General features: G+C 46.4%; 16 protein-coding genes. 3 read left to right on the top strand and 13 right to left on the bottom strand.

What is annotated here, in order from left to right:
- Window positions 1-71: 71 nt before the first annotated feature.
- Window positions 72-308 (top strand): helix-turn-helix domain-containing protein, encoded by a 237-nt coding sequence (locus AB6E85_RS20365; RefSeq protein WP_372143951.1) that lies wholly within the window; start codon window positions 72-74, stop codon window positions 306-308.
- Between the two features lie 114 nt (window positions 309-422).
- Here the strand turns inward: AB6E85_RS20365 and fis are convergent, their stop codons facing one another.
- From fis to AB6E85_RS20320, 9 genes are all read right to left on the bottom strand, one after another.
- Window positions 423-719, bottom strand: coding sequence for a DNA-binding transcriptional regulator Fis (gene fis, locus AB6E85_RS20360; protein ID WP_004729744.1), 297 nt, complete (start codon window positions 717-719; stop codon window positions 423-425).
- Between the two features lie 23 nt (window positions 720-742).
- A complete protein-coding gene (dusB, locus tag AB6E85_RS20355; RefSeq protein WP_032546269.1) occupies window positions 743-1711 on the bottom strand; it encodes a tRNA dihydrouridine synthase DusB in 969 nt (322 codons plus the stop codon).
- A gap of 141 nt (window positions 1712-1852) precedes the next feature.
- Complete coding sequence (gene prmA / locus AB6E85_RS20350) at window positions 1853-2740, bottom strand: 50S ribosomal protein L11 methyltransferase (RefSeq protein WP_372143949.1); 888 nt, start codon at window positions 2738-2740, stop codon at window positions 1853-1855.
- Window positions 2741-2910: 170 nt separating this feature from the next.
- Entirely contained in the window at window positions 2911-4254 is a 1344-nt protein-coding gene (gene accC, locus AB6E85_RS20345; RefSeq protein WP_017062706.1) for an acetyl-CoA carboxylase biotin carboxylase subunit, read from the bottom strand.
- 15 nt (window positions 4255-4269) lie between these two features.
- Window positions 4270-4722: an acetyl-CoA carboxylase biotin carboxyl carrier protein gene (gene accB, locus AB6E85_RS20340; RefSeq protein ID WP_248369331.1), complete on the bottom strand. Its 453-nt coding sequence runs from the start codon at window positions 4720-4722 to the stop codon at window positions 4270-4272.
- 74 nt (window positions 4723-4796) lie between these two features.
- Complete coding sequence (aroQ, locus tag AB6E85_RS20335; RefSeq protein WP_372143947.1) at window positions 4797-5246, bottom strand: type II 3-dehydroquinate dehydratase; 450 nt, start codon at window positions 5244-5246, stop codon at window positions 4797-4799.
- A gap of 322 nt (window positions 5247-5568) precedes the next feature.
- On the bottom strand, window positions 5569-7518 hold the full coding sequence (gene acs / locus AB6E85_RS20330) for an acetate--CoA ligase (RefSeq protein ID WP_050647083.1): 1950 nt from the start codon (window positions 7516-7518) through the stop codon (window positions 5569-5571).
- A gap of 218 nt (window positions 7519-7736) precedes the next feature.
- On the bottom strand, window positions 7737-8369 hold the full coding sequence (locus tag AB6E85_RS20325; RefSeq protein ID WP_372143945.1) for a 3'-5' exonuclease: 633 nt from the start codon (window positions 8367-8369) through the stop codon (window positions 7737-7739).
- Window positions 8370-8380: 11 nt separating this feature from the next.
- Window positions 8381-10213 carry a DUF294 nucleotidyltransferase-like domain-containing protein gene (locus AB6E85_RS20320; protein WP_372143972.1) on the bottom strand — a complete coding sequence of 611 codons (1833 nt, stop codon included), beginning with the start codon at window positions 10211-10213 and terminating at the stop codon, window positions 8381-8383.
- 232 nt (window positions 10214-10445) lie between these two features.
- Between AB6E85_RS20320 and AB6E85_RS20315 the strand changes: the two genes are divergently transcribed.
- Both AB6E85_RS20315 and AB6E85_RS20310 read left to right on the top strand, forming a co-directional pair.
- The gene (locus AB6E85_RS20315) at window positions 10446-11642 is read left to right on the top strand and encodes a 3-phenylpropionate MFS transporter (protein ID WP_372143943.1); all 1197 of its coding nucleotides are present in this window, start codon (window positions 10446-10448) and stop codon (window positions 11640-11642) included.
- Window positions 11643-11760: 118 nt separating this feature from the next.
- On the top strand, window positions 11761-15192 hold the full coding sequence (locus AB6E85_RS20310) for a PAS domain-containing hybrid sensor histidine kinase/response regulator (RefSeq protein ID WP_061039573.1): 3432 nt from the start codon (window positions 11761-11763) through the stop codon (window positions 15190-15192).
- Between the two features lie 116 nt (window positions 15193-15308).
- Here AB6E85_RS20310 and AB6E85_RS20305 read toward each other — a convergent pair whose 3' ends face one another.
- The 4 genes from AB6E85_RS20305 to AB6E85_RS20290 form a co-directional block, all read right to left on the bottom strand.
- Window positions 15309-16694, bottom strand: coding sequence for a lyase family protein (locus AB6E85_RS20305; RefSeq protein ID WP_122082763.1), 1386 nt, complete (start codon window positions 16692-16694; stop codon window positions 15309-15311).
- A gap of 12 nt (window positions 16695-16706) precedes the next feature.
- Window positions 16707-17093 carry a hypothetical protein gene (locus tag AB6E85_RS20300; protein ID WP_081090254.1) on the bottom strand — a complete coding sequence of 129 codons (387 nt, stop codon included), beginning with the start codon at window positions 17091-17093 and terminating at the stop codon, window positions 16707-16709.
- Window positions 17094-17280: 187 nt separating this feature from the next.
- The gene (locus AB6E85_RS20295; protein ID WP_372143940.1) at window positions 17281-18984 is read right to left on the bottom strand and encodes a sodium:solute symporter family protein; all 1704 of its coding nucleotides are present in this window, start codon (window positions 18982-18984) and stop codon (window positions 17281-17283) included.
- Window positions 18985-18994: 10 nt separating this feature from the next.
- On the bottom strand, window positions 18995-19261 hold the full coding sequence (locus AB6E85_RS20290) for a DUF4212 domain-containing protein (RefSeq protein ID WP_010435433.1): 267 nt from the start codon (window positions 19259-19261) through the stop codon (window positions 18995-18997).
- Window positions 19262-19651 lie beyond the last annotated feature (390 nt).

The raw sequence follows: 19651 nt of genomic DNA, 5'->3' as shown, positions 1-19651 counted from the left end.
AACATACATCCTCTTTGTTCTTGTTTGTTCCTAAATTGGGTACATCGTAACTTGTACCTAATATCGGGACAATGTTTAAGTCCCTTAATAACCCACAAAACCTAAAACTGATCGCTTGGCTAAAGCAGCAAAGAAGTGAGCAGGGTTTAACCATGCGCGATTTAGCCGAAAGGCTAGAGGTGCCACACTCTTTTGTTGGGAAGGTGGAGCAAGGTGAAAGGCGTTTGGATGTGGTTGAGTATATTCAATACTGCGAAGCGCTTAATGTTTCCCCTCTAAGCGGAATACAGCACATCACCTCTGATTGATGCTTCTTTACCTTATAGCTTTTTCTTGTGTGTAACTATGTGTGTTACTAAAAAGAGAAAAGGCTTAACCATGTCTGATTAAGCCTTTTAAATTCAACAAGCTAACTAACTATATTAGTTCATGCCGTATTTTTTAAGTTTCTTGCGAAGAGTACCGCGGTTAATACCCATCATGGTTGCTGCGCGAGTTTGGTTACCGCGAGTGTACTGCATGATAGTGTCTAGTAGTGGCTGTTCAACTTCAGCTAATACTAATTCGTATAACTCGCTGACTTCTTGACCGTTTAATTGAGCAAGGTAATTTTTCAATGATGCTTTAACTGAGTCACGTAGTGGCTTCTGCGTGATTTGGTCTTGTGATGTAACTGTAGTTACTGTCAATGCTTCTGAAGTCAGATTTTGTTCGAACATATTCGGTCTAGCTCTTCTCGTAATTATGGTGCAACGTTATCAAAAAAACCTTCTAGCGCTTCAAGCTGCAGATCACCTGCTTCGAATGCGTTGAAGGTACGGCGAAACTCACTCGCTTGTTCATGTTCTTTTAGATACCAACCCACATGCTTACGAGCGATGCGAGGGCCTAAAAACTCTCCATAAAATTCATGTAGAGCGTGCACATGACCAAGCATGATGTCTTTCACTTCCGAAATCGGGAGTGGGTCCATCGTGGTGCCGTTTTCCAAATAGTGTAGGATTTCGTTAAAAATCCAAGGACGTCCTTGGGCAGGTCGACCTATCATTAAAGCATCAGCGCCAGTGTACTCCAGCACAAACTTCGCTTTTTCCGGACTATCGATATCACCGTTAGCGATAACCGGAATAGATACTGCTTGTTTCGCTGCTTTAATGTGTTTGTATTCTGCCTCACCTTTGTACATACAAGCGCGAGTTCTTCCATGGAGCGCAAGAGCTTGTATGCCGCAGTCTTCGGCTATTTTCGCGATTTGGACACAGTTTCTATTGTCTGTATCCCAGCCTGTGCGCGTTTTCAACGTTACTGGAACGTCGACAGCATTTACCACCGCTTTCAGAATGTCTTCAATGAGTTCTGGATGCTGTAGTAAGGCTGAGCCCGCAAGCTTCTTATTCACTTTTTTGGCTGGACAACCCATGTTGATATCGATGATTTGCGCACCGTTATCGACATTAAATTGAGCAGCCTCGGCCATAAGCTGTGGATCTGCACCAGCGATTTGTACTGAACGAATGCCCGATTCGCCTTCATGTACCATACGCTGCTGAGACTTTGACGTTTTCCAAACTTTCGGATTGGAGGACATCATTTCACTGACTGCCATCCCCGCACCGTAGCGAAGACACAACTCACGGAATGGTCTATCCGTTACGCCAGCCATAGGAGCGACGATTAGATTGTTCTTAAGTTGATAATTTCCGATTTTCAAAAAATGTCATCACAGTTCTGTACCAGCAAGGGCGCGCATTTTACGCATTTTTTCGCTGCGTGAAAAGACTAATATTTGAGCATTTACAATTTGTTTTTGTAATTTGTTTAAATTTCAGTCAATTAGCGCCCAAAGTCTTGTCTAGCCTTGCTTGCGACCTGAGATTCGACACCATTCTTGTTGTTCGATGATCGGATCAATGTGAAGCTCATCACGATAATAAGTCGCAACATCTTCTGCTTGTGTATCTAAAACACCCGACATCGCAAGTACACCATTTGGCTTAACTAGGCCTTTGATGATGCCAGAAAGGTCGCGTAATGGACCTGCAAGAATGTTGGCTACAACAACGTCTGCTAGCAAACCTTCCGGTTGATCTTGTGGCAAGAACACCTCTAGTTGCTCAGCAACGCCATTGCGTTGTGCGTTGTCTTTTGATGCAAGCAGAGCTTGAGGATCAATGTCGATCCCGATAACTTTTGCCGCGCCTAGTTTGATCGCAGCGATCGCTAGGATGCCTGAGCCACAACCGAAGTCGATCACGGTTTTGCCTGCAAGGTCTAAGCCTTCAAGCCACTCAAGACACAATGCCGTTGTCGGGTGAGTACCTGTACCAAATGCAAGGCCTGGGTCTAGCATTACGTTAACAGCGTCAGCTTCAGGGATATCGCGCCAGCTAGGGCAGATCCATAAACGCTCACCAAACTTCATTGGGTGGAAGTTGTCCATCCATTCACGTTCCCAATCCTTGTCTTCAATTTGCTCTACTTTATGAGCAAAGTCTGCAGGGAACATGTTGCTTGCTTTAATCTGCGCTAGAACGACACCAGTATCAGTCTCAGCGTCGTAAAGCGCGAGAATGTCAGTATCACCCCAAAGGCGAGTTTCGCCCGGCAGAGGCTCAAATACAGGGGTATCTTGTGCATCCAGGAAAGTTACAGAAAGAGCACCAGTCTCTTCCATTAACATGTCGCCGATTTGTTCAGCATTTTCATTGGTAGCATTAAGCTTGATTTGAATCCAAGGCATGGCTGCATCTTCTATATGAGAAAAATTGGATGGCGAGTCTAGCAGAAAATATGAGCAAATTCACCAAAACCCCACGGAATATAATGGGGGTTAAAGATTGATTTTTTCGGCGGCTTAAAAACAAAAATGCTCACCGAAGTGAGCATTTTGACTGTTCTTAAACGAACGGATTATGACAAACCAAGTTTCTTCTCAAGGTAGTGGATGTTTGCACCACCGTGTTGGAAGTTTTCGTCGTTCATAATAGACAGTTGAAGCTCGGTATTAACGTTAATACCTTCAACAATCATTTCACCCAATGCGTTCTTCATACGAGCGATAGCAACATCACGGTTCTCACCGTAAGTGATCAGCTTACCAATCATTGAATCGTAGTGTGGTGGCACTGTGTAACCTGTGTAGATGTGAGATTCCCAACGTACGCCCATGCCGCCTGGTGCGTGGAAACGTTCAATCTTACCTGGTGAAGGTAGGAAACGAACTGGATCTTCCGCATTGATACGACATTCGATTGAGTGGCCGCGCAGCTTAATGTCATCCTGAGTGAATGATAGAGGCTGACCAGCTGCAATACGTAGCTGTTCTTTCACTAGGTCGATACCCGTTACCATTTCAGTAATCGTGTGTTCAACCTGGATACGAGTGTTCATCTCGATGAAGTAGAACTCACCGTTCTCGTATAGGAATTCAAATGTACCTGCACCGCGGTAACCGATCTCAATACATGCACGAGTACAGCGTTCGCCGATGTACTTACGCATCTCTTCAGTGATACCTGGAGCTGGCGCTTCTTCCACAACTTTCTGGTGACGACGCTGCATTGAACAGTCACGTTCACCTAGGTGGATAGCATTGCCTTGGCCATCTGCAAGCACTTGTACTTCAATGTGACGTGGGTTTTCTAGGAATTTCTCCATGTAAACCATGTCGTTGTTGAAACATGCTTTTGCTTCAGCACGAGTCATCGCGATAGCTTCTGTTAGTTCTGCTTCAGAACGAACAACACGCATACCACGACCGCCGCCGCCGCCAGATGCTTTGATGATAACTGGGAAGCCAATGCGCTTAGCGTGCGCTTTGTTTTTTGCTTCGTCGTCGTCAAGAGGGCCGTCAGAACCTGGTACACAAGGTACGCCAGCTTTTTTCATTGACGTGATAGCTGACACTTTGTCACCCATCATGCGAATGGTTTCAGCTTTAGGGCCAACGAAGATAAAGCCACTGCGCTCTACCTGTTCTGCAAAGTCTGCATTTTCAGATAGGAAGCCGTAGCCAGGGTGAACAGCTACTGCACCTGTCACTTCAGCTGCGCTGATGATACGAGGGATATTTAGGTAGCTATCGATACCACGAGCTGGACCGATACAAATGGTTTCGTCTGCAAGCAGTACGTGCTTAAGATCACGGTCAGCAGTTGAGTGAACCGCTACCGTTTTAATGCCAAGCTCTTTACATGCACGCAGAATACGTAGTGCAATCTCACCACGGTTCGCGATTACTAATTTATCTAACATAATGAGTGCTCTCTATTATTCGATAATTACTAGAGCTTGATCGAATTCTACTGGTTGACCGTCTTCAACTAGGATAGCTGTTACAACACCAGATTTATCAGCTTCGATTTGGTTCATCATCTTCATTGCTTCAACGATACATAGCGTTTCGCCAGCCGTTACAGATTGACCAACTTTAACGAATGGTTTTGCGTCTGGGCTTGGAGCGCCGTAAAAAGTACCAACCATTGGAGAAAGAACTTGGTGACCAGCTGGAACTGCAGGAGCCGCTGCTTCTGCTGCTACAGGTACCGCCGCAGGAGCTGCTGCCGCTACAGGTGCTGGAGCAGCTGCATATTGAACAGGTGCTACAGGTGCAGTGCTGTTACGACTGATTCGTACTGACTCTTCACCTTCAGAGATTTCTAGCTCAGAAATACCAGACTCTTCAACCAATTCGATTAGCTTTTTGATTTTGCGAATATCCATTGTTTCTTTCTCTTTATCTGTTAATTGAACTTACTCTATGACTGAGTAGGTTAGTAATAGTTCGTTGTTTATGTTTACTTTGAGTTGAGCTTGCTGAGCGCAGCGGTCAAAGCAAATTGATAACCTTGGGCACCTAAGCCACAAATCACACCTTCTGCTTTATCAGATAGGTAAGAGTGGTGACGGAATGGTTCACGTGTGTGAACATTCGATAGATGAACCTCAATAAACGGGATGGCAACGCCAAGTAGTGCATCACGCAGTGCCACACTGGTATGTGTAAAGGCTGCTGGGTTGATAATAATAAAATCAACATTTTGATAAGCACTATGGATCGCTTCAATCAGTTCATACTCACGATTTGACTGTAAGTGAGATAGCTCAACATCGTGTGCTTTCGCTTGCTCGGTCAGTGAGCTAATAATCTGGTCAAGTGTTTGAGAACCGTAGTGTGCAGGCTCTCTAAGGCCTAACAGGTTAAGGTTTGGGCCATTTAAAACTAGAATGCGAAACTTTGTAGACATCGTGGGGCTATCTTCCTTTATCGTGTTTACGAACGTGAATGTTGCCATTTTATTGAAAATTTGCGGTTAATTTCTAGTGAGAAAAACCCAAATTTAAAAATTAGAACCAGATTATAGCTAATTCAGCGCAAATCGCAGCAATTTACTGGTCTAATCTCCTATTGATACAGCTTGGAATTGTTACCAACTTAACAAAAAAGCGTCTTAGCCTTAATTTGGGGCGGGATATTTGAGATCAAGATCAGCCATAAAAAAACCGCCACATAGGTGACGGTTTAGAAATTGCTGTTTTAAACAGTGATTAGCTGCCGTGACTGGTTGCTTATGCCAGTTCTGCTTTCTCGGCAATCAGCTTATCAACCACGCTTGGGTCGGCTAGTGTCGAGGTATCACCTAGGTTACCTGTATCGCCAGTCGCGATTTTACGCAGGATACGACGCATGATTTTACCCGAACGAGTTTTTGGTAGAGAGTCGGTCCAGTGCAGTACATCTGGCGTTGCAATTGGGCCAATCTCTTTACGTACCCAGTCTTTCACTTCTTTATGAAGCTCTGCAGTTGGGAACTCACCATCATTCAGCGTGATGTAAGCGTAAATCGCTTGGCCTTTAATATCATGAGGGATACCTACAATCGCAGCCTCAGCAATCTTATCGAACGCTACTAGAGCCGATTCAATCTCAGCGGTCCCCATACGGTGACCTGATACGTTAAGCACGTCATCGACACGACCCGTAATCCAGTAGTAACCGTCTTCATCACGACGAGCGCCATCACTGGTAAAGTACATGCCTTTAAAGGTCGAGAAGTAAGTCTGTTCGAAGCGGTCATGATCGCCATGAACGGTACGCATTTGGCCTGGCCAAGAATCAAGAATCACTAGGTTGCCGTCTGTTGCACCCTCAATGATGTTACCCATGTTATCAACCAGCGCCGGTTGCACACCGAAGAATGGACGAGTTGCAGAGCCCGGTTTCAGGTCTGTTGCGCCCGGTAGCGGTGCAATTAAGATACCGCCCGTTTCCGTTTGCCACCATGTATCAACAATTGGAGACTGCTCATTGCCGATTGTTTTGTAATACCACTCCCACGCCTCTGGGTTGATAGGTTCACCCACTGAGCCCATGATTCTTAGGCTGTCACGAGAAGTACCTTCAACGGCTTCATTGCCTTTCGCCATCAGTGCACGAATAGCCGTTGGCGCCGTATAAAGAATATTAACTTGGTGCTTATCGACCACTTCACTCATGCGGCTGGTGTTCGGGTAATTTGGTACGCCTTCAAACAGAATCGTTTTTGCGCCATTAGCAAGCGGTCCGTAAACAAGGTATGTGTGGCCAGTAATCCAACCCACATCCGCTGTACACCAGAAAGTTTCGCCTTCTTGGTAATCGAACACGTATTTGAAGGTCATCGCTGCATAAACAAGGTAGCCACCTGTAGTGTGCATAACGCCTTTAGGTTTACCTGTTGAGCCTGAAGTATAAAGGATGAATAGTGGATCTTCTGCGTTCATCTCTTCTGGTGGGCAATCTTCAGATACATTAGCAATAGCATCGTGCCACCACACATCGCGGTGTTCGTGCCATGCAACATCACCGCCAGTGCGTTTGAATACAACAACCTTTTCGATGTTTTTCACTTCAGGATTCGTCAGCGCTTCGTCGACATTCTTTTTCAGTGGAACCGCACGGCCGCCACGCACGCCTTCATCGGCAGTGATAACGACTTTAGAATTTGAATCGATAATACGACCAGACAGTGCTTCTGGTGAGAAACCACCAAATACGACCGTGTGAACTGCACCGATACGGGTACACGCCAGCATGGCTACTGCCGCTTCTGGCACCATTGGCATGTATAAACAAACCACATCACCTTTGCGTACGCCTTGCTCTTTTAGAGCATTTGAAAACAGGCACACTTCTTTATGTAGTTCATTAAAAGTTAGAGTTTTGTCATCAGCCGGGTCATCGCCTTCCCAGATGATAGCGACTTCATCACCGCGCTCAGCAAGGTGGCGGTCGATACAGTTAGCCGAAACGTTAAGCGTGCCATCTTCAAACCAGCGAATATCAATGTGGCCAGGGTCGAAAGAGGTGTTTTTTACTTGTGTGAAAGGTTTGATCCAATCAACGATTTTTCCGTGTTCACCCCAAAAACCTTCAGGGTCAGAAACAGATTGCTGGTACATGGCTAGGTAAGTGTCATTATCCGCGTGTGTGGTTGATTTAATATTTTCTTTTACCGGATAAACGTGGGCTTCACTCATTGCATCTCTCCTTGTGCCTACATTCCTAATGAACTGGCAACTTCCTTTGTGTTCAGTTTCTAGGTCTATTACAGAACCGTCTTTGTGTTATCACTCTCGGCTAGGACGGCGATTTCCACAATTAGACTTTAGGATGAGACGCTGCTTTTCACTTACAAAATAGCGAGTTAAGTTCATTTTTGAGATGTTGCTCTCTATGTGAAGCGCCAGTGGTTGAATTAAGAATAAGAAGAGTTGAAACGGGGTAGGTCACCATGTTTCAGGCGAACAAAGATCAGCGCAGCGGAGATAGCGTCTTGTAATGCATCATGTTTATTGACCAGGATGGGTAAATCGAGCTGGCGACAGATGGCATCCATGCTGAGATCAAAATAGGCATTGGGCAGCTGTCTTTCAAGTTTGTCTTGATAGAGTTGGCTCACTTCGACTAATCGGTTAGGCAGTGGAAATCCAAGCTGTTTTAAACAGGCGCGGTCGAGAATTTTTTTGTCATAGCGGATGTGGTAGCCGACTAAAGGACGATTTCCAATGAAGTTCAGTAGCTCGATTAAAGCCTGCTTTTCTTCGATGCCGTGTTTTAGATCTTGATGACGAATGCGGTGGATTTTTATTGAATTGCAATCGAGCGATTGCGGGGCGCGCAACCGGACTTCAAAAGGTTGGCTGGTAATGATTCGGTTACCGATGATCTTGGTCGCGGCAATAGTAACTAATTCTGCCTGATTGGGGTCTAGGCTGGTGGTTTCACAATCGAGCGATACATATTCATGATCAATAGGCGCAGTAAACAGAGGCTGATAGAGAGAGCCTTTGAGCTTGTGATGCCAGTAATAGCGAACCAACCTATTCATCGTTCAATCGCCTAATCCCGTATCTGATAGTGGTAGCCGAGCCATTGTTTGAATTTCTTTACTACGTGCAGGCTATGACGAAGCAGATCCCTGTCTGCTCGCTCCATCAGTTTGACGTTAATCTTGTTGCTGCTGTGCTGCTGAGAAAGCCTTTGGGCTAAGCGCCACTTAAAGAATTGCTTGAGCGCTTCACTGAGATTATCGGCGGTGCTTTGCTCTAACACCTTCTTGCTGACCAATTGTTCAATGCGCTCGAAGGTATTGTTTACGGTGACACCATGCTCTAGGCAAAGCGCTCTCACACCATGCACGATAGGGAAAATACCGCCTTGTTTTATATCGAGCCCTGACTTGGATTGCTTCACATTACCAAACAGGGTCAGGGGAACTGAGAAGTTAAGGGCAGGGCGGCAGAACTCCGTCAGAATCAATTCTTGTCCGAGCATCAAATCACTGAGGTGCTGTTTGACTGGTTTTAATAACTCTCTATTCCCCGCCACTGCGTGTGCATCTGCCATGATCGCGATATCCATCACGGTGTCTGGCGTGGCTTTTTTTACCCAATGGGTGAGGGTTTGTTTCCACTCTTGTTCTGAATGCACCCATTTCGGATTGTTGACCATCACGTTGCCCGGGCACATTGGGTAACCCAATTGTTGAAGGGTATGGGTGAGGTCGTTCATGGCACCTTGGCATTGATGCCACTCCAAACCATCTTGAATTATTAGTGCGTTGTCTTGATCGGTTTTGAGAATTTGTTCCCCGCGGCCTTCGGAACCCAACACGATTAAGCAGCAATGATTATGCAGTGCCGGTGGGATCACCAACTCAAAAGCCTTCTCTATGATCTGTTCGTTGACCGCAGAAATCAGCTCCATGATAAAGCGTGTGCGAATCCCATTACTGAGCAAGCTCTCGACCAGTTGACGTTGTTTGTTGGATGCCATTGCCAATTCTTCAACGCTGGTGGCGCGCGCAATACGCAAAGTAAGAACGTGGGAGTGTGTGGAGAATGCACTGAGGATCTGTGTCATATCCACCATGCCGACCGCATTTTTACCATCACAAACCATCAACCTTTTTACTCGATTTCTGGTCATGGTAATCATGGCGTTAAATAAGAAATCGCCTTGGTTCACGTGCATCACCGGAAACGTTGCTATCTCACCGACAGGCGCATCCAGTGGGAAATTATCGAGCATCACAGCATGCAATAAATTGGTTCGAGTGACGATTCCATATGGTAAGGAACATGATGATCCAAAAGCTTTTGGATCATCATGTTCCAAATGAACTAGAGCCGAGTCTAACCCTTGTTCTTTAAGGGTTTGAGTGACTTGGTTGATCGGTTGGTTTGGTTTAAGTATCAGTGGTGGGTGATAGATAGAGTCATCCACTTTGGTCAATATAAACTCGGCAAGATTTTGCTGCTGCTGGGCGGCTTCTATCAAAGCTTTTCGTGTTGATAGGTTGCTATCAAAGTAGGCAGCGAATTGGCCATTGGCGTGGTAAAGCTCAAGAAAAATATCGGTGGGCAGCAGATAACTTAATGTATCTTCGAGTGCGATATATTGGTGTTTGGTGTGAGGTTCAAACTGGCTGCGGACATCAAAAATATCGTCATTGGCATAGTGTGCGTAAATCTCGCCATCACTGCTCGCGCGCTCTTCAACTGCCCCTTTGATCAAAATGTGCAGGTGTCGGCTCGGCCTTTCAGCTTCCAGTATCACTTCTTGGGATCGGTAATACACCACGTCTAATGAAGAGCGAAGCTTCAACTGTTCGGTGTCGGACAGACTATCGAAGGGCGGGTGCTGCATATTAAATTTGTCAGGCATAAGCATCACAAGAAGAAATGGGAGTCTTTAATCAGTCTGACAAAATACCAGCGAAGCTCCAGACGACTTTAGTCTAAATGCGAGTATGGGTATCGATGAGCGTGAAATCTCTTGTTGAAATGCGATATCCAGACCCATTGAATATGGGAATACTATCCCAGTAATAATTCCCTTTTTCATCGTATGCGAGATAGGCATAATTGGTGCTGCCTTTTTCCGCACACTTTATAGGTCATTTATGTTTAGCCCTTCACCCTATGGCTGGATCTCTCAGTATTTTCTTGGTTTCTTTTTTGCGTATGGCGTGTATTTGCCATTTTGGGCGTTGTGGTTTGAAGACCAAGGCGTGTCTGCTGGTGATATTGGTGTATTGATTGGTATCGGCTTTGCGACTCGTTGTGTGGCTAACCTAGTGATTACGCCGCGTATCCATAAAGTGGAACACTTGATGCCAGCGCTACGCTGTTTGAGTTTCGCTGCGCTGCTGTTTGTCGGTTTCCACTTCTTCACCGGTGGCAGTTTTGTACTGATGTTGTTGGCAACGGTACTGTTTAACCTCTGTTGTGGGCCGATCATTCCTCTTTCTGATGCGATGGCTAACCATTACAGTCGTTTGAAAATGCTCGACTACGGCCGAACTCGCCTTTGGGGCTCAATTGCCTTTATCGCAGGCTCAACGGTAGTTGGCTATTTGGTGGCACAATTTGGCACCGACATGATTTTGTATACTGCACTTGCGGGCGTGTTGTTGTCATTGATGCTGGCTATGAGAAATCCTAACGTGATGCCAGTAACGCAATCTGAGCAACAAGCGGCGCGACCAAAACTAGGTGAACTGCTGCGTGAGTCGTCAGTGGTAAAATTTTTAGCCTTGATGGCGCTGCTGCAAGGTAGTCATGCGGCTTACTACAGTTTTAGTGCGATTTATTGGAAAGAAGCGGGTCACTCAGAAGCGATCATCGGTTACTTGTGGAGTTTAGGTGTTGTTGCTGAAGTGGCCGTATTTGCTCTGAGTAAGCGATTATTCTCAGGCTGGTCACTGCGTACTTTGTTTGTTGTCGCAGCTATTGGGGTGATGGCGCGTTGGGGTATTACCGCATCAACCACGGCGATTTTCGCTCTGGTTATGGTACAGCTACTGCACGGTGTGACCTTTGCCATGGCACACATCGCCGCGATTCAATACATCCAATCTGAAGAACAAAACAAGATGGTTGCGCTACAAGCCCTGTATAACGCGATTCCATTAGGTGCCTTTATTGCATTAATGACTACCTTAAGTGGTTGGGGTTATGAGCTTTGGGGCGCAAATATCTTCTGGGGTATGGCTGCAATGGGTGCACTTGCTCTGTTCATTAAGTTGGATGAAAGAAGTTCAGTGGTTGAGATTAATCAATCAGATTCGGAACAGTCAGAATCTCACAGCAAATGCTGATAATTAGAGTCTAAAGCACAGAATTTAAGCGATGCGATTGAGTTAATCACCCATCCTTAGTTAAATGAAACCTCTCCCTTATGGAGAGGTTTTTTTATGGATGAGAAAAGGGTTTTCAATGCAAGGATGGATAGTAATTCCAGTCTCTTTAGCCTACTTGGGCGTGTTATTTCTGATCGCTTGGTATGGAGACAGGCAGGTTCGTTGGCTATCGCGTTGGCGTCCGTGGATCTATAGCCTTTCGATTGCCGTGTATTGTACCTCTTGGACCTTCTATGGAACGGTCGGGCAGGCGAGTAATAACCCTTGGTCTTTTTTACCCATTTACCTCGCCCCGATTCTGGTCTTTACACTAGGCTGGCGGATCTTGGCGCGGCTGATCCTGATTGCGAAGCGGGAACACATCACCTCCATTGCCGACTTTATAGCGGCTCGCTACGGAAAATCTCAGGGATTAGCGGTGGCTGTGACGGTTATCGCCGTGGTCGGTATCCTTCCTTATATCGCTCTGCAACTGCGTGGTATAACCATGGGGTTGGATATTGTTGCGCCCAACCTAGCGGCTGACTTTGGTTATCAGGACTATCATGTGTCTTGGTTTGTGGTCGGTGCTTTGGCCATTTTTACCATGCTGTTTGGTACAAGGCATATTGATAACACAGAGCATCACCGTGGCATGATGATGGCGGTGGCGTTTGAATCCATCGTTAAGCTCGCGGCATTCTTGATTGTTGGCCTGTTCATCATGTATCTGGCGATGAGCAGCGACAAAATCGACCTGCTTGATGTAGCGGCTTCCACCTACGAATCACCGAATATTCCGACCTTAATTATTCATACCGTTTTGACCATGTTGGCGATTGTCTGTCTGCCGCGACAATTCCATACCATGGTGGTAGAGAACGAGCGTCCTCAAGACCTGCATACCGCTCGTTGGTTGTTTCCGCTTTACCTGATTTTGATGGGACTGTTCGTGCTGCCAATTGCTTGGGCAGGGCAAGGGCTACTTACTGGCATGCCAGCGGATACCTACGTGATCAGCGTGCCAATGGCAGAAGGCGCTAATCACATTGCTTTGCTGGCTTTCCTTGGTGGTACGTCTGCGGCAAGTGGCATGGTGATAGTGTCGACCATCGCCTTGGCGATCATGGTGTCGAACGATTTAGTGATGCCATTGTTATTGCGCCGTATGCGTCTAACCCAAAGAACCCATCGACATTTTTCTGGCCTGCTATTGGTGATTCGCCGCGGGCTAATTTTACTGCTGTTACTGGGTGCTTGGCTGTTTTATCAGGCGCTCGATACCATCCATTCACTGTCAGCGATTGGCTTTCTTTCCTTTGCTGCGATTGCTCAATTCGCGCCCGCACTTATCGGTGGTTTGTACTGGCGTCCGGGTAACCGCAAGGGCGTGTATGTCGGCTTAATGGTTGGTTCGTTGATTTGGCTGATTACCTTGATGAGCCAAACCAGCATGTTGGCGGGTGATAGTGAAAGTAACCTTTTGCTGTGGATTATTACGCCACCAGAGTTACTCAGCAGTTGGGATATCAGCAGCTCAAACTGGGGAATTGTGCTGAGTATTGTGCTCAATACCTTGTGCTATGCCGTGGTTTCGATGACGACCAGACCAAGCCTAAGTGAGCGCTTACAATCAGCGGCATTTGTTGGCACACCACTGCCTGAGAACGAGAATATCAGCCTCTATCAGAACCGTGTGACAGTCGCTGAATTAGAGATGTTGGCATCGCGTTTTGTGGGGCGTAAGCGTGCGAAAAGTGCCTTACACAGCTATTGGCAACAACACGGTCAGCCGCTGCTTCCTAATCAACAAGCGCCTGCCAGTCTGATTCGACACGCAGAGCGCGTGCTCGCTGGTGTCTTCGGTGCGTCGTCTGCTAAGTTAGTACTTACTTCTGCTTTGCAGGGCAGAAACATGCAGCTTGAAGAAGTCGCGACCATCGTGGATGAAGCTTCGGAACTGTACGATTTCAGCCGTGGTTTACTGCAAGGCGCGATTGAACATATTGGCCAAGGCATCGCAGTAATCGACAAACAAATGAGGCTGGTGGCGTGGAATCAACGTTATTTAGAGCTGTTTGAATTTCCTGCTGGCTTGATTCAGGTTGGGCGACCCATTTCCGATGTAATTCGCCACAATGCTGAGCAAGGTTTGTGTGGCCCGGGTGACCCGGAAGATCACGTTCGCCGTCGTGTTTATCACCTTGAGCAAGGCACTCGGCACACCTCTTCTCGTATTCGTCCTGATGGCCGAGTAATTGAGGTGCAAGGTAACCCAATGCCAAGTGGTGGCTTTGTGATGAGCTTTACCGATATCACGGTATTCCGACAAGCAGAGCAAGCGCTAAAAGATGCCAATGAAAGTTTGGAATCAAGAGTGCATGAGCGAACTCAAGAGCTCGAAAAACTCAATCATCGTTTGGTAAAAGCCACGCAGATTTCGGATCAAGAGTCACAATCTAAGAGTCGTTTTCTAGCCGCGGTAAGCCACGATTTGATGCAGCCGCTCAACGCCGCACGCTTGTTTGCTTCGTCACTGTCTGAGGTAGCAAAAGAGCAAGAGGTGAAGCAACTGTCATCTCACATCGAGAGTGCACTTGGTGCTGCAGAAGATTTGATTGGTGACTTGCTGGATATATCTCGATTGGAGTCAGGAAAGTTAGAAACCAACATTCACGCGATTGCCGTGCACGATGTGCTAACCAACTTAAATGCGGAATTTAGTGCCTTAGCGAGACAACAGAAAATTGAGTTTAAGATGATCCCATCGTCATTGTTTATTCACTCAGACCCTAAGCTGTTAAGGCGTGTGATTCAGAACTTTTTGACCAATGCGTTCCGCTATAACCCGGAAGGGAAAGTGGTACTGGGTGCGAGAAGAGTGAATGGACAGGTTCGAATCGATGTGTGGGATAACGGAACCGGTATCGATGAAGACAAGCAACAAGAGATCTTCGAAGAGTTTACTCGTGGCAGCCAAGTACGAGCCGATCAAGGATTGGGGTTAGGGTTAGCCATCTCGAAAGGTATTGCTCATGTGCTTGGTCATCAAATTTCGATGCGCTCATGGCCGGGTCAAGGCAGTGTCTTTTCCATCACCTTGGCTAGAGCGGAAAAAGTGGCTCCAGTTGTGCAAGCTTCGACGCCAATGGCGACCAGCGACATCGAACATCTCAAGATATTGTGTGTCGACAATGAACGAGAAATCTTAGTCGGCATGGAAAATCTGATTGGACGTTGGGGTTGTGAGGTTAAGACGGCGGTTGATCTGGTCGAAAGCTTGCAGTGCCTAGATGAGGGTTGGCTGCCAGATGTCATTTTCTCTGATTACCGTCTGGATAACGGCAGAACGGGTCTCGAAGTATTGCAGCAGTGTCGTTTGCGCCTTGGAGATTCTTTTGAAGGTGTCATCATCAGTGCAGATAGAACCGATGACATGTTGGCAGCGATCAAGGCCAACAGCTTTAGCTTTATTGCCAAGCCAGTGAAACCGTTAAAACTCAGAGCGGTATTGAATCGCGTGAGTTAGTTTGGGTTAACAGGTTCGGATTAGTACGTTCGTGAGCGGATAGTGAAAAGGCCTCAGATGAGGCCTTTTTTGTCTTTGTTTTTTTGCGAACGCCGATTCGCTTGTTAATTCAATAACTAACCAGCAATACCACCTTGCGTCAGTGTAGTTGGATCAAGCAGTTTACTGAGCTCTTCTCGGCTAAGATCGGTTTCTCTTTCTGCTACATCCAGAATTGGTAAACCTTCTTTATAGGCTTTCTTGGCAATATCAGCCGCCTTCAAGTAGCCAATCACAGGGTTAAGTGCGGTCACTAGGATTGGGTTCTTTGACAAGGCTAAATCGAGGTTATCTTGGCGCACAGTGAAGGTCGCGATGGCTTTATCTGCTAGCGCGACTGAACTGTTAGCTAAAAGCTCTATACTTTCTAATACGTTATGAGCAATCACTGGCAGCATCACATTCAGTTGGAAGTTACCTGACTGGCCTGCCACCGTAATGGTGGTGTCGTTGCCAATGACTTGCGCCGCCGCCATAGCCGCTGCTTCTGGAATCACAGGGTTTACCTTGCCAGGCATGATAGACGAGCCTGGTTGTAGCGCCTGCAATTCAATTTCCCCTAAGCCAGCCAACGGCCCAGAGTTCATCCAGCGAAGATCGTTTGAGATCTTCATGATCGCAACTGCTGCAGTTTTGAGCTGCCCAGAAAGCGCAACGATCGCGTCTTGACTGCTGAGGTTAAAAAAGAAGTTTTCACTCGAGCTAAAACTGATCTTTGTTGATTGAGACAGGTTACTCGCAAATTTATCGGCAAAGCGTGGGTCAGCATTGATCCCTGTTCCAACCGCAGTACCACCTTGTGCTAAAGCCTTGATAGCGGGCAGGGTGTTCTCTATTGCTTGCTTAGCGTGTTCTATCTGGAACTTCCAGCCACCTAGCTCTTGAGCAAAGGTTATTGGCATTGCATCCATTAGGTGAGTACGGCCTGTTTTTACTACTTCAGCAAGCTCTTGCTGTTTAACGGTAAGTGCTTCAGAAAGGTGAGTTAGTGCTGGCAACAACTTGTTTTCTGCCATCAAAGCAACGCTCACTTGAATTGCGGTTGGCACCACATCGTTACTGCTTTGGCCCATGTTGACGTGATCATTGGGGTTCACGTCGCCTTGCAAGCTTCTTGAAGCAAGCGTAGCAATCACTTCATTGGCATTCATGTTGGAACTGGTACCTGAACCGGTTTGGTAAACATCGATCGGGAATTGATCGAGATGTTTGCCCTCAATTATCTCTTGGCTGGCTTCGGCTATCGCGTTGGCAATATCACCTTCTAGTAAACCTAACTGAGCATTGGTATCTGCCGCTGCCTGTTTAATTAACGCCAGTGCTTGAATAAAACTGGTCGGCATCTTGTGCGAGCTAAACGCGAAGTTATCTGCTGCACGCTGAGTTTGTGCTTGGTAAAGCGCATCGGCAGGGACTTTCACTTCGCCCATGCTGTCTTTTTCAATCCGAAATTGTAGGGTCATGTTCTATCCTTGTTAGCCAAGTGGGGCTTGGACTTGTTGTAGTGTTTGGCTGAGATTCAAAAAACGCGCTTGGCCTTGCGGTTGCTGGCAGTAGTGGCGCTTCAAATAAAATAGTGGTGAGTGAATAGAGTCTAGGCAGATATGACGAAAGGCGAAACTGCGTTCAGGAGACTCAATCGCTTCAATCAAATGAAAGAAAACTTGGCGTAGATACAGCTCGCACAACAAGATGTTTTCTTGAGCGGCATGCTTTTCATAGTAAGCCGAAAGCGTGAGTGCACACTCGATATACTCCCGAATTACAAACGGCTCATGGCCTTGAACTTGTTCTAATGAAGCAAAGCGATCCTGTGCTTTGTAAAACCTCGAATAGAGAACCTGCTGCTCTTTCATCATCATCTGCATCTCTTTATTGGATGTTAATGATAATTATTATCAAATGAGATTTTAAAAACAACCCTTTGTTTCTCTTTTTATAAAGTGAGCAGAAAAAGAAAAAGCCGATACACGAAGTATCGGCTTTCTGGAGTCAGTACCTAATCCCTACAATGTAAGTACTGATTCATTTTTTGCTAAACATCTTTGTTTAGTGGTCGTGAGCTTCACCTGCACCTTTCGGGTAACGGATGTTCTCAACCATATCTTGTACATCTTGTGGTACTTCAGCAGTTACTTTGTTTACAGCAATCGATACTACGAAGTTTAGACACATACCTAGCGTACCGATGCCTTCTGGGCTGATACCAAACCACCAGTTTTCAGGTGTGCTTGCTGCTGGGTTAATGAACTTGAAGTAGATGATGTAGCTTGCTGTGAAGGCAATACCTGACAACATACCTACAATTGCACCTTCCTTGTTCATCTTCTTGTAGAAGATACCTAGGATAATCGCTGGGAAGAAGGATGCTGCGGCTAAGCCGAAGGCAAACGCTACTACCTGTGCTACAAAGCCTGGTGGGTTAATACCCAAGTAACCGGCACCGACAATCGCGACCATGGCTGCCAGACGAGCGGCTAAGAGCTCCTGCTTGTCGGTCATGTTTGGTCTGAAGCCTTTCTTCAACAAGTCATGTGAAATCGACGTTGAGATTACCAATAGTAGACCCGCGGCTGTTGATAGTGCGGCTGCTAGGCCACCGGCTGCAAGCAGTGCTACAACCCAGTTTGGTAGTTTCGCTAGCTCTGGAGAAGCCAGTACGATGATGTCACGGTTAATCTTCATCTCGTTGCGCTCATCGCCCGAGTAGAACATTTTGCCATCGCCGTTCTTATCTTCCCAACCTACTAGGCCAGTGCTTTCCCAGTTTTTGTACCAGCTCGGTGCGTCTGCTGCTGCGACACCTTGCATGTCAGGGCCGTTGATTGTTTCGATCATGTTTACACGAGCGAATGCTGCAACGCCTGGTGCTGTTGTGTATAGCAATGAGATGAACAGTAGTGCCCAACCCGCTGAGATACGAGCATCACGTACTTTTGGTACTGTGAAGAAACGAATGATTACGTGTGGAAGACCCGCAGTACCGACCATTAGAGCTGCACAGATGAAGAATACATCTACCATGCTCTTGTTACCTTCGGTATAGGCGGTAAATCCGAGTTCTTCAGTCAGTCCATCCAGTTTATCAAGAAGGTAAACATCCGTGCCTGATAGCGTAGAGCCCATACCAACTTGTGGAAGTGGGTTACCAGTCATCATGATTGAGGTAAAGATTGCTGGAACAAGGAAGGCGAAAATGAGGACACAGAATTGAGCTACCTGCGTATAAGTGATGCCTTTCATGCCACCCAGTACTGCGTAGAAGAACACAATACCCATACCAATGATGATGCCTAGGTTAATATCAACTTCTAGGAAACGAGAGAATACAACGCCCACACCACGCATCTGGCCTGCAACGTACGTAAACGATACGAAGATTGCACAGAATACCGCTACCATACGTGCCGTTTTCGAGTAGTAACGCTCACCTATGAAATCAGGAACCGTAAACTGACCGAACTTACGTAGGTAAGGTGCTAAACATAGCGCAAGTAGTACATAACCACCTGTCCAACCCATTAGGTAAACCGCACCGTCGTAACCAACGAATGAGATGATACCTGCCATTGAGATGAATGATGCTGCCGACATCCAGTCAGCGGCGGTCGCCATGCCGTTTGCTACTGGGTGTACACCACCGCCAGCAACGTAGAACTCACTAGTAGACCCTGCACGAGCCCAGATTGCGATGCCGATATATACTGCGAAAGTAATACCGACGAGAATAAACGTCCAAGTTTGAATATCCATGTTCTAACCTCTAGTCTTCCTGTACGTTGTATTTTTTGTCGAGCGCATTCATGCGGACAACGTAAATAAATATCAGCGCCACGAAGGTGTATATCGAACCTTGCTGAGCGAACCAAAATCCTAGCTTGAACCCGCCAAACTGAACGGTATTGAGGGCATCCACAAATAAGATGCCAGCGCCGTAAGACACTGCAAACCAAACCGCGAGCAGTGTTCCCATAATTCCCAAGTTTTCCTTCCAGTAGGCTTGAGCATGTTCCGTAGATTCGAACGCCATTGCCTTCTCCTTTATTCCGTTTTCGTAGAAACCGTTTTTGTAAATGGCTGTGTTAACGTAATGTTACGATTTAGAATGTAGCAAGGATAAGTAAAGGGATCTGTGCAACTTTAGTCGGGACACTATTAGCGCTAATTCACTGAAATATGGGCGTTGGAAGGCATAACCATAGAAAAATGTGATGTTACAATGTTGTTAAATTAGCCTAAGGTCTAACAAAAGCGCATGAATTAGTATGCGAGTCATAAAATTTAACAACTAAATGACCGAGAAACGGTATTTAGTCCTGCATATGACACGAAGCGAAACATAAGTTTGTTATAGTATCAGCGGCACTTTTACCGACCGCGCCTTGCTTAACGGCAGAAGATCAACATGCTTAAAGCTCGG

Origin of the sequence: Vibrio sp. 10N.247.311.51 (assembly GCF_041467855.1) — a bacterium.
Classification (GTDB): domain Bacteria; phylum Pseudomonadota; class Gammaproteobacteria; order Enterobacterales; family Vibrionaceae; genus Vibrio; species Vibrio coralliirubri.
This window is presented reverse-complemented; position numbering and strand designations above follow the sequence as displayed.

Excerpts from the sequence above, each read along its gene's own strand:
- AB6E85_RS20310 (WP_061039573.1), top strand. The coding sequence starts at position 11,761 with ATGCAAGGATGGATAGTAATTCCAGTCTCTTTAGCCTACTTGGGCGTG.
- AB6E85_RS20320 (WP_372143972.1), bottom strand. The coding sequence starts at position 10,213 with ATGCTTATGCCTGACAAATTTAATATGCAGCACCCGCCCTTCGATAGT.
- AB6E85_RS20300 (WP_081090254.1), bottom strand. The coding sequence starts at position 17,093 with ATGATGATGAAAGAGCAGCAGGTTCTCTATTCGAGGTTTTACAAAGCA.
- prmA (WP_372143949.1), bottom strand. The coding sequence starts at position 2,740 with ATGCCTTGGATTCAAATCAAGCTTAATGCTACCAATGAAAATGCTGAA.
- accC (WP_017062706.1), bottom strand. The coding sequence starts at position 4,254 with ATGTTAGATAAATTAGTAATCGCGAACCGTGGTGAGATTGCACTACGT.
- fis (WP_004729744.1), bottom strand. The coding sequence starts at position 719 with ATGTTCGAACAAAATCTGACTTCAGAAGCATTGACAGTAACTACAGTT.
- AB6E85_RS20305 (WP_122082763.1), bottom strand. The coding sequence starts at position 16,694 with ATGACCCTACAATTTCGGATTGAAAAAGACAGCATGGGCGAAGTGAAA.
- AB6E85_RS20315 (WP_372143943.1), top strand. The coding sequence starts at position 10,446 with ATGTTTAGCCCTTCACCCTATGGCTGGATCTCTCAGTATTTTCTTGGT.
- aroQ (WP_372143947.1), bottom strand. The coding sequence starts at position 5,246 with ATGTCTACAAAGTTTCGCATTCTAGTTTTAAATGGCCCAAACCTTAAC.
- acs (WP_050647083.1), bottom strand. The coding sequence starts at position 7,518 with ATGAGTGAAGCCCACGTTTATCCGGTAAAAGAAAATATTAAATCAACC.
- accB (WP_248369331.1), bottom strand. The coding sequence starts at position 4,722 with ATGGATATTCGCAAAATCAAAAAGCTAATCGAATTGGTTGAAGAGTCT.
- AB6E85_RS20290 (WP_010435433.1), bottom strand. The coding sequence starts at position 19,261 with ATGGCGTTCGAATCTACGGAACATGCTCAAGCCTACTGGAAGGAAAAC.
- AB6E85_RS20295 (WP_372143940.1), bottom strand. The coding sequence starts at position 18,984 with ATGGATATTCAAACTTGGACGTTTATTCTCGTCGGTATTACTTTCGCA.
- AB6E85_RS20365 (WP_372143951.1), top strand. The coding sequence starts at position 72 with ATGTTTAAGTCCCTTAATAACCCACAAAACCTAAAACTGATCGCTTGG.
- AB6E85_RS20325 (WP_372143945.1), bottom strand. The coding sequence starts at position 8,369 with ATGAATAGGTTGGTTCGCTATTACTGGCATCACAAGCTCAAAGGCTCT.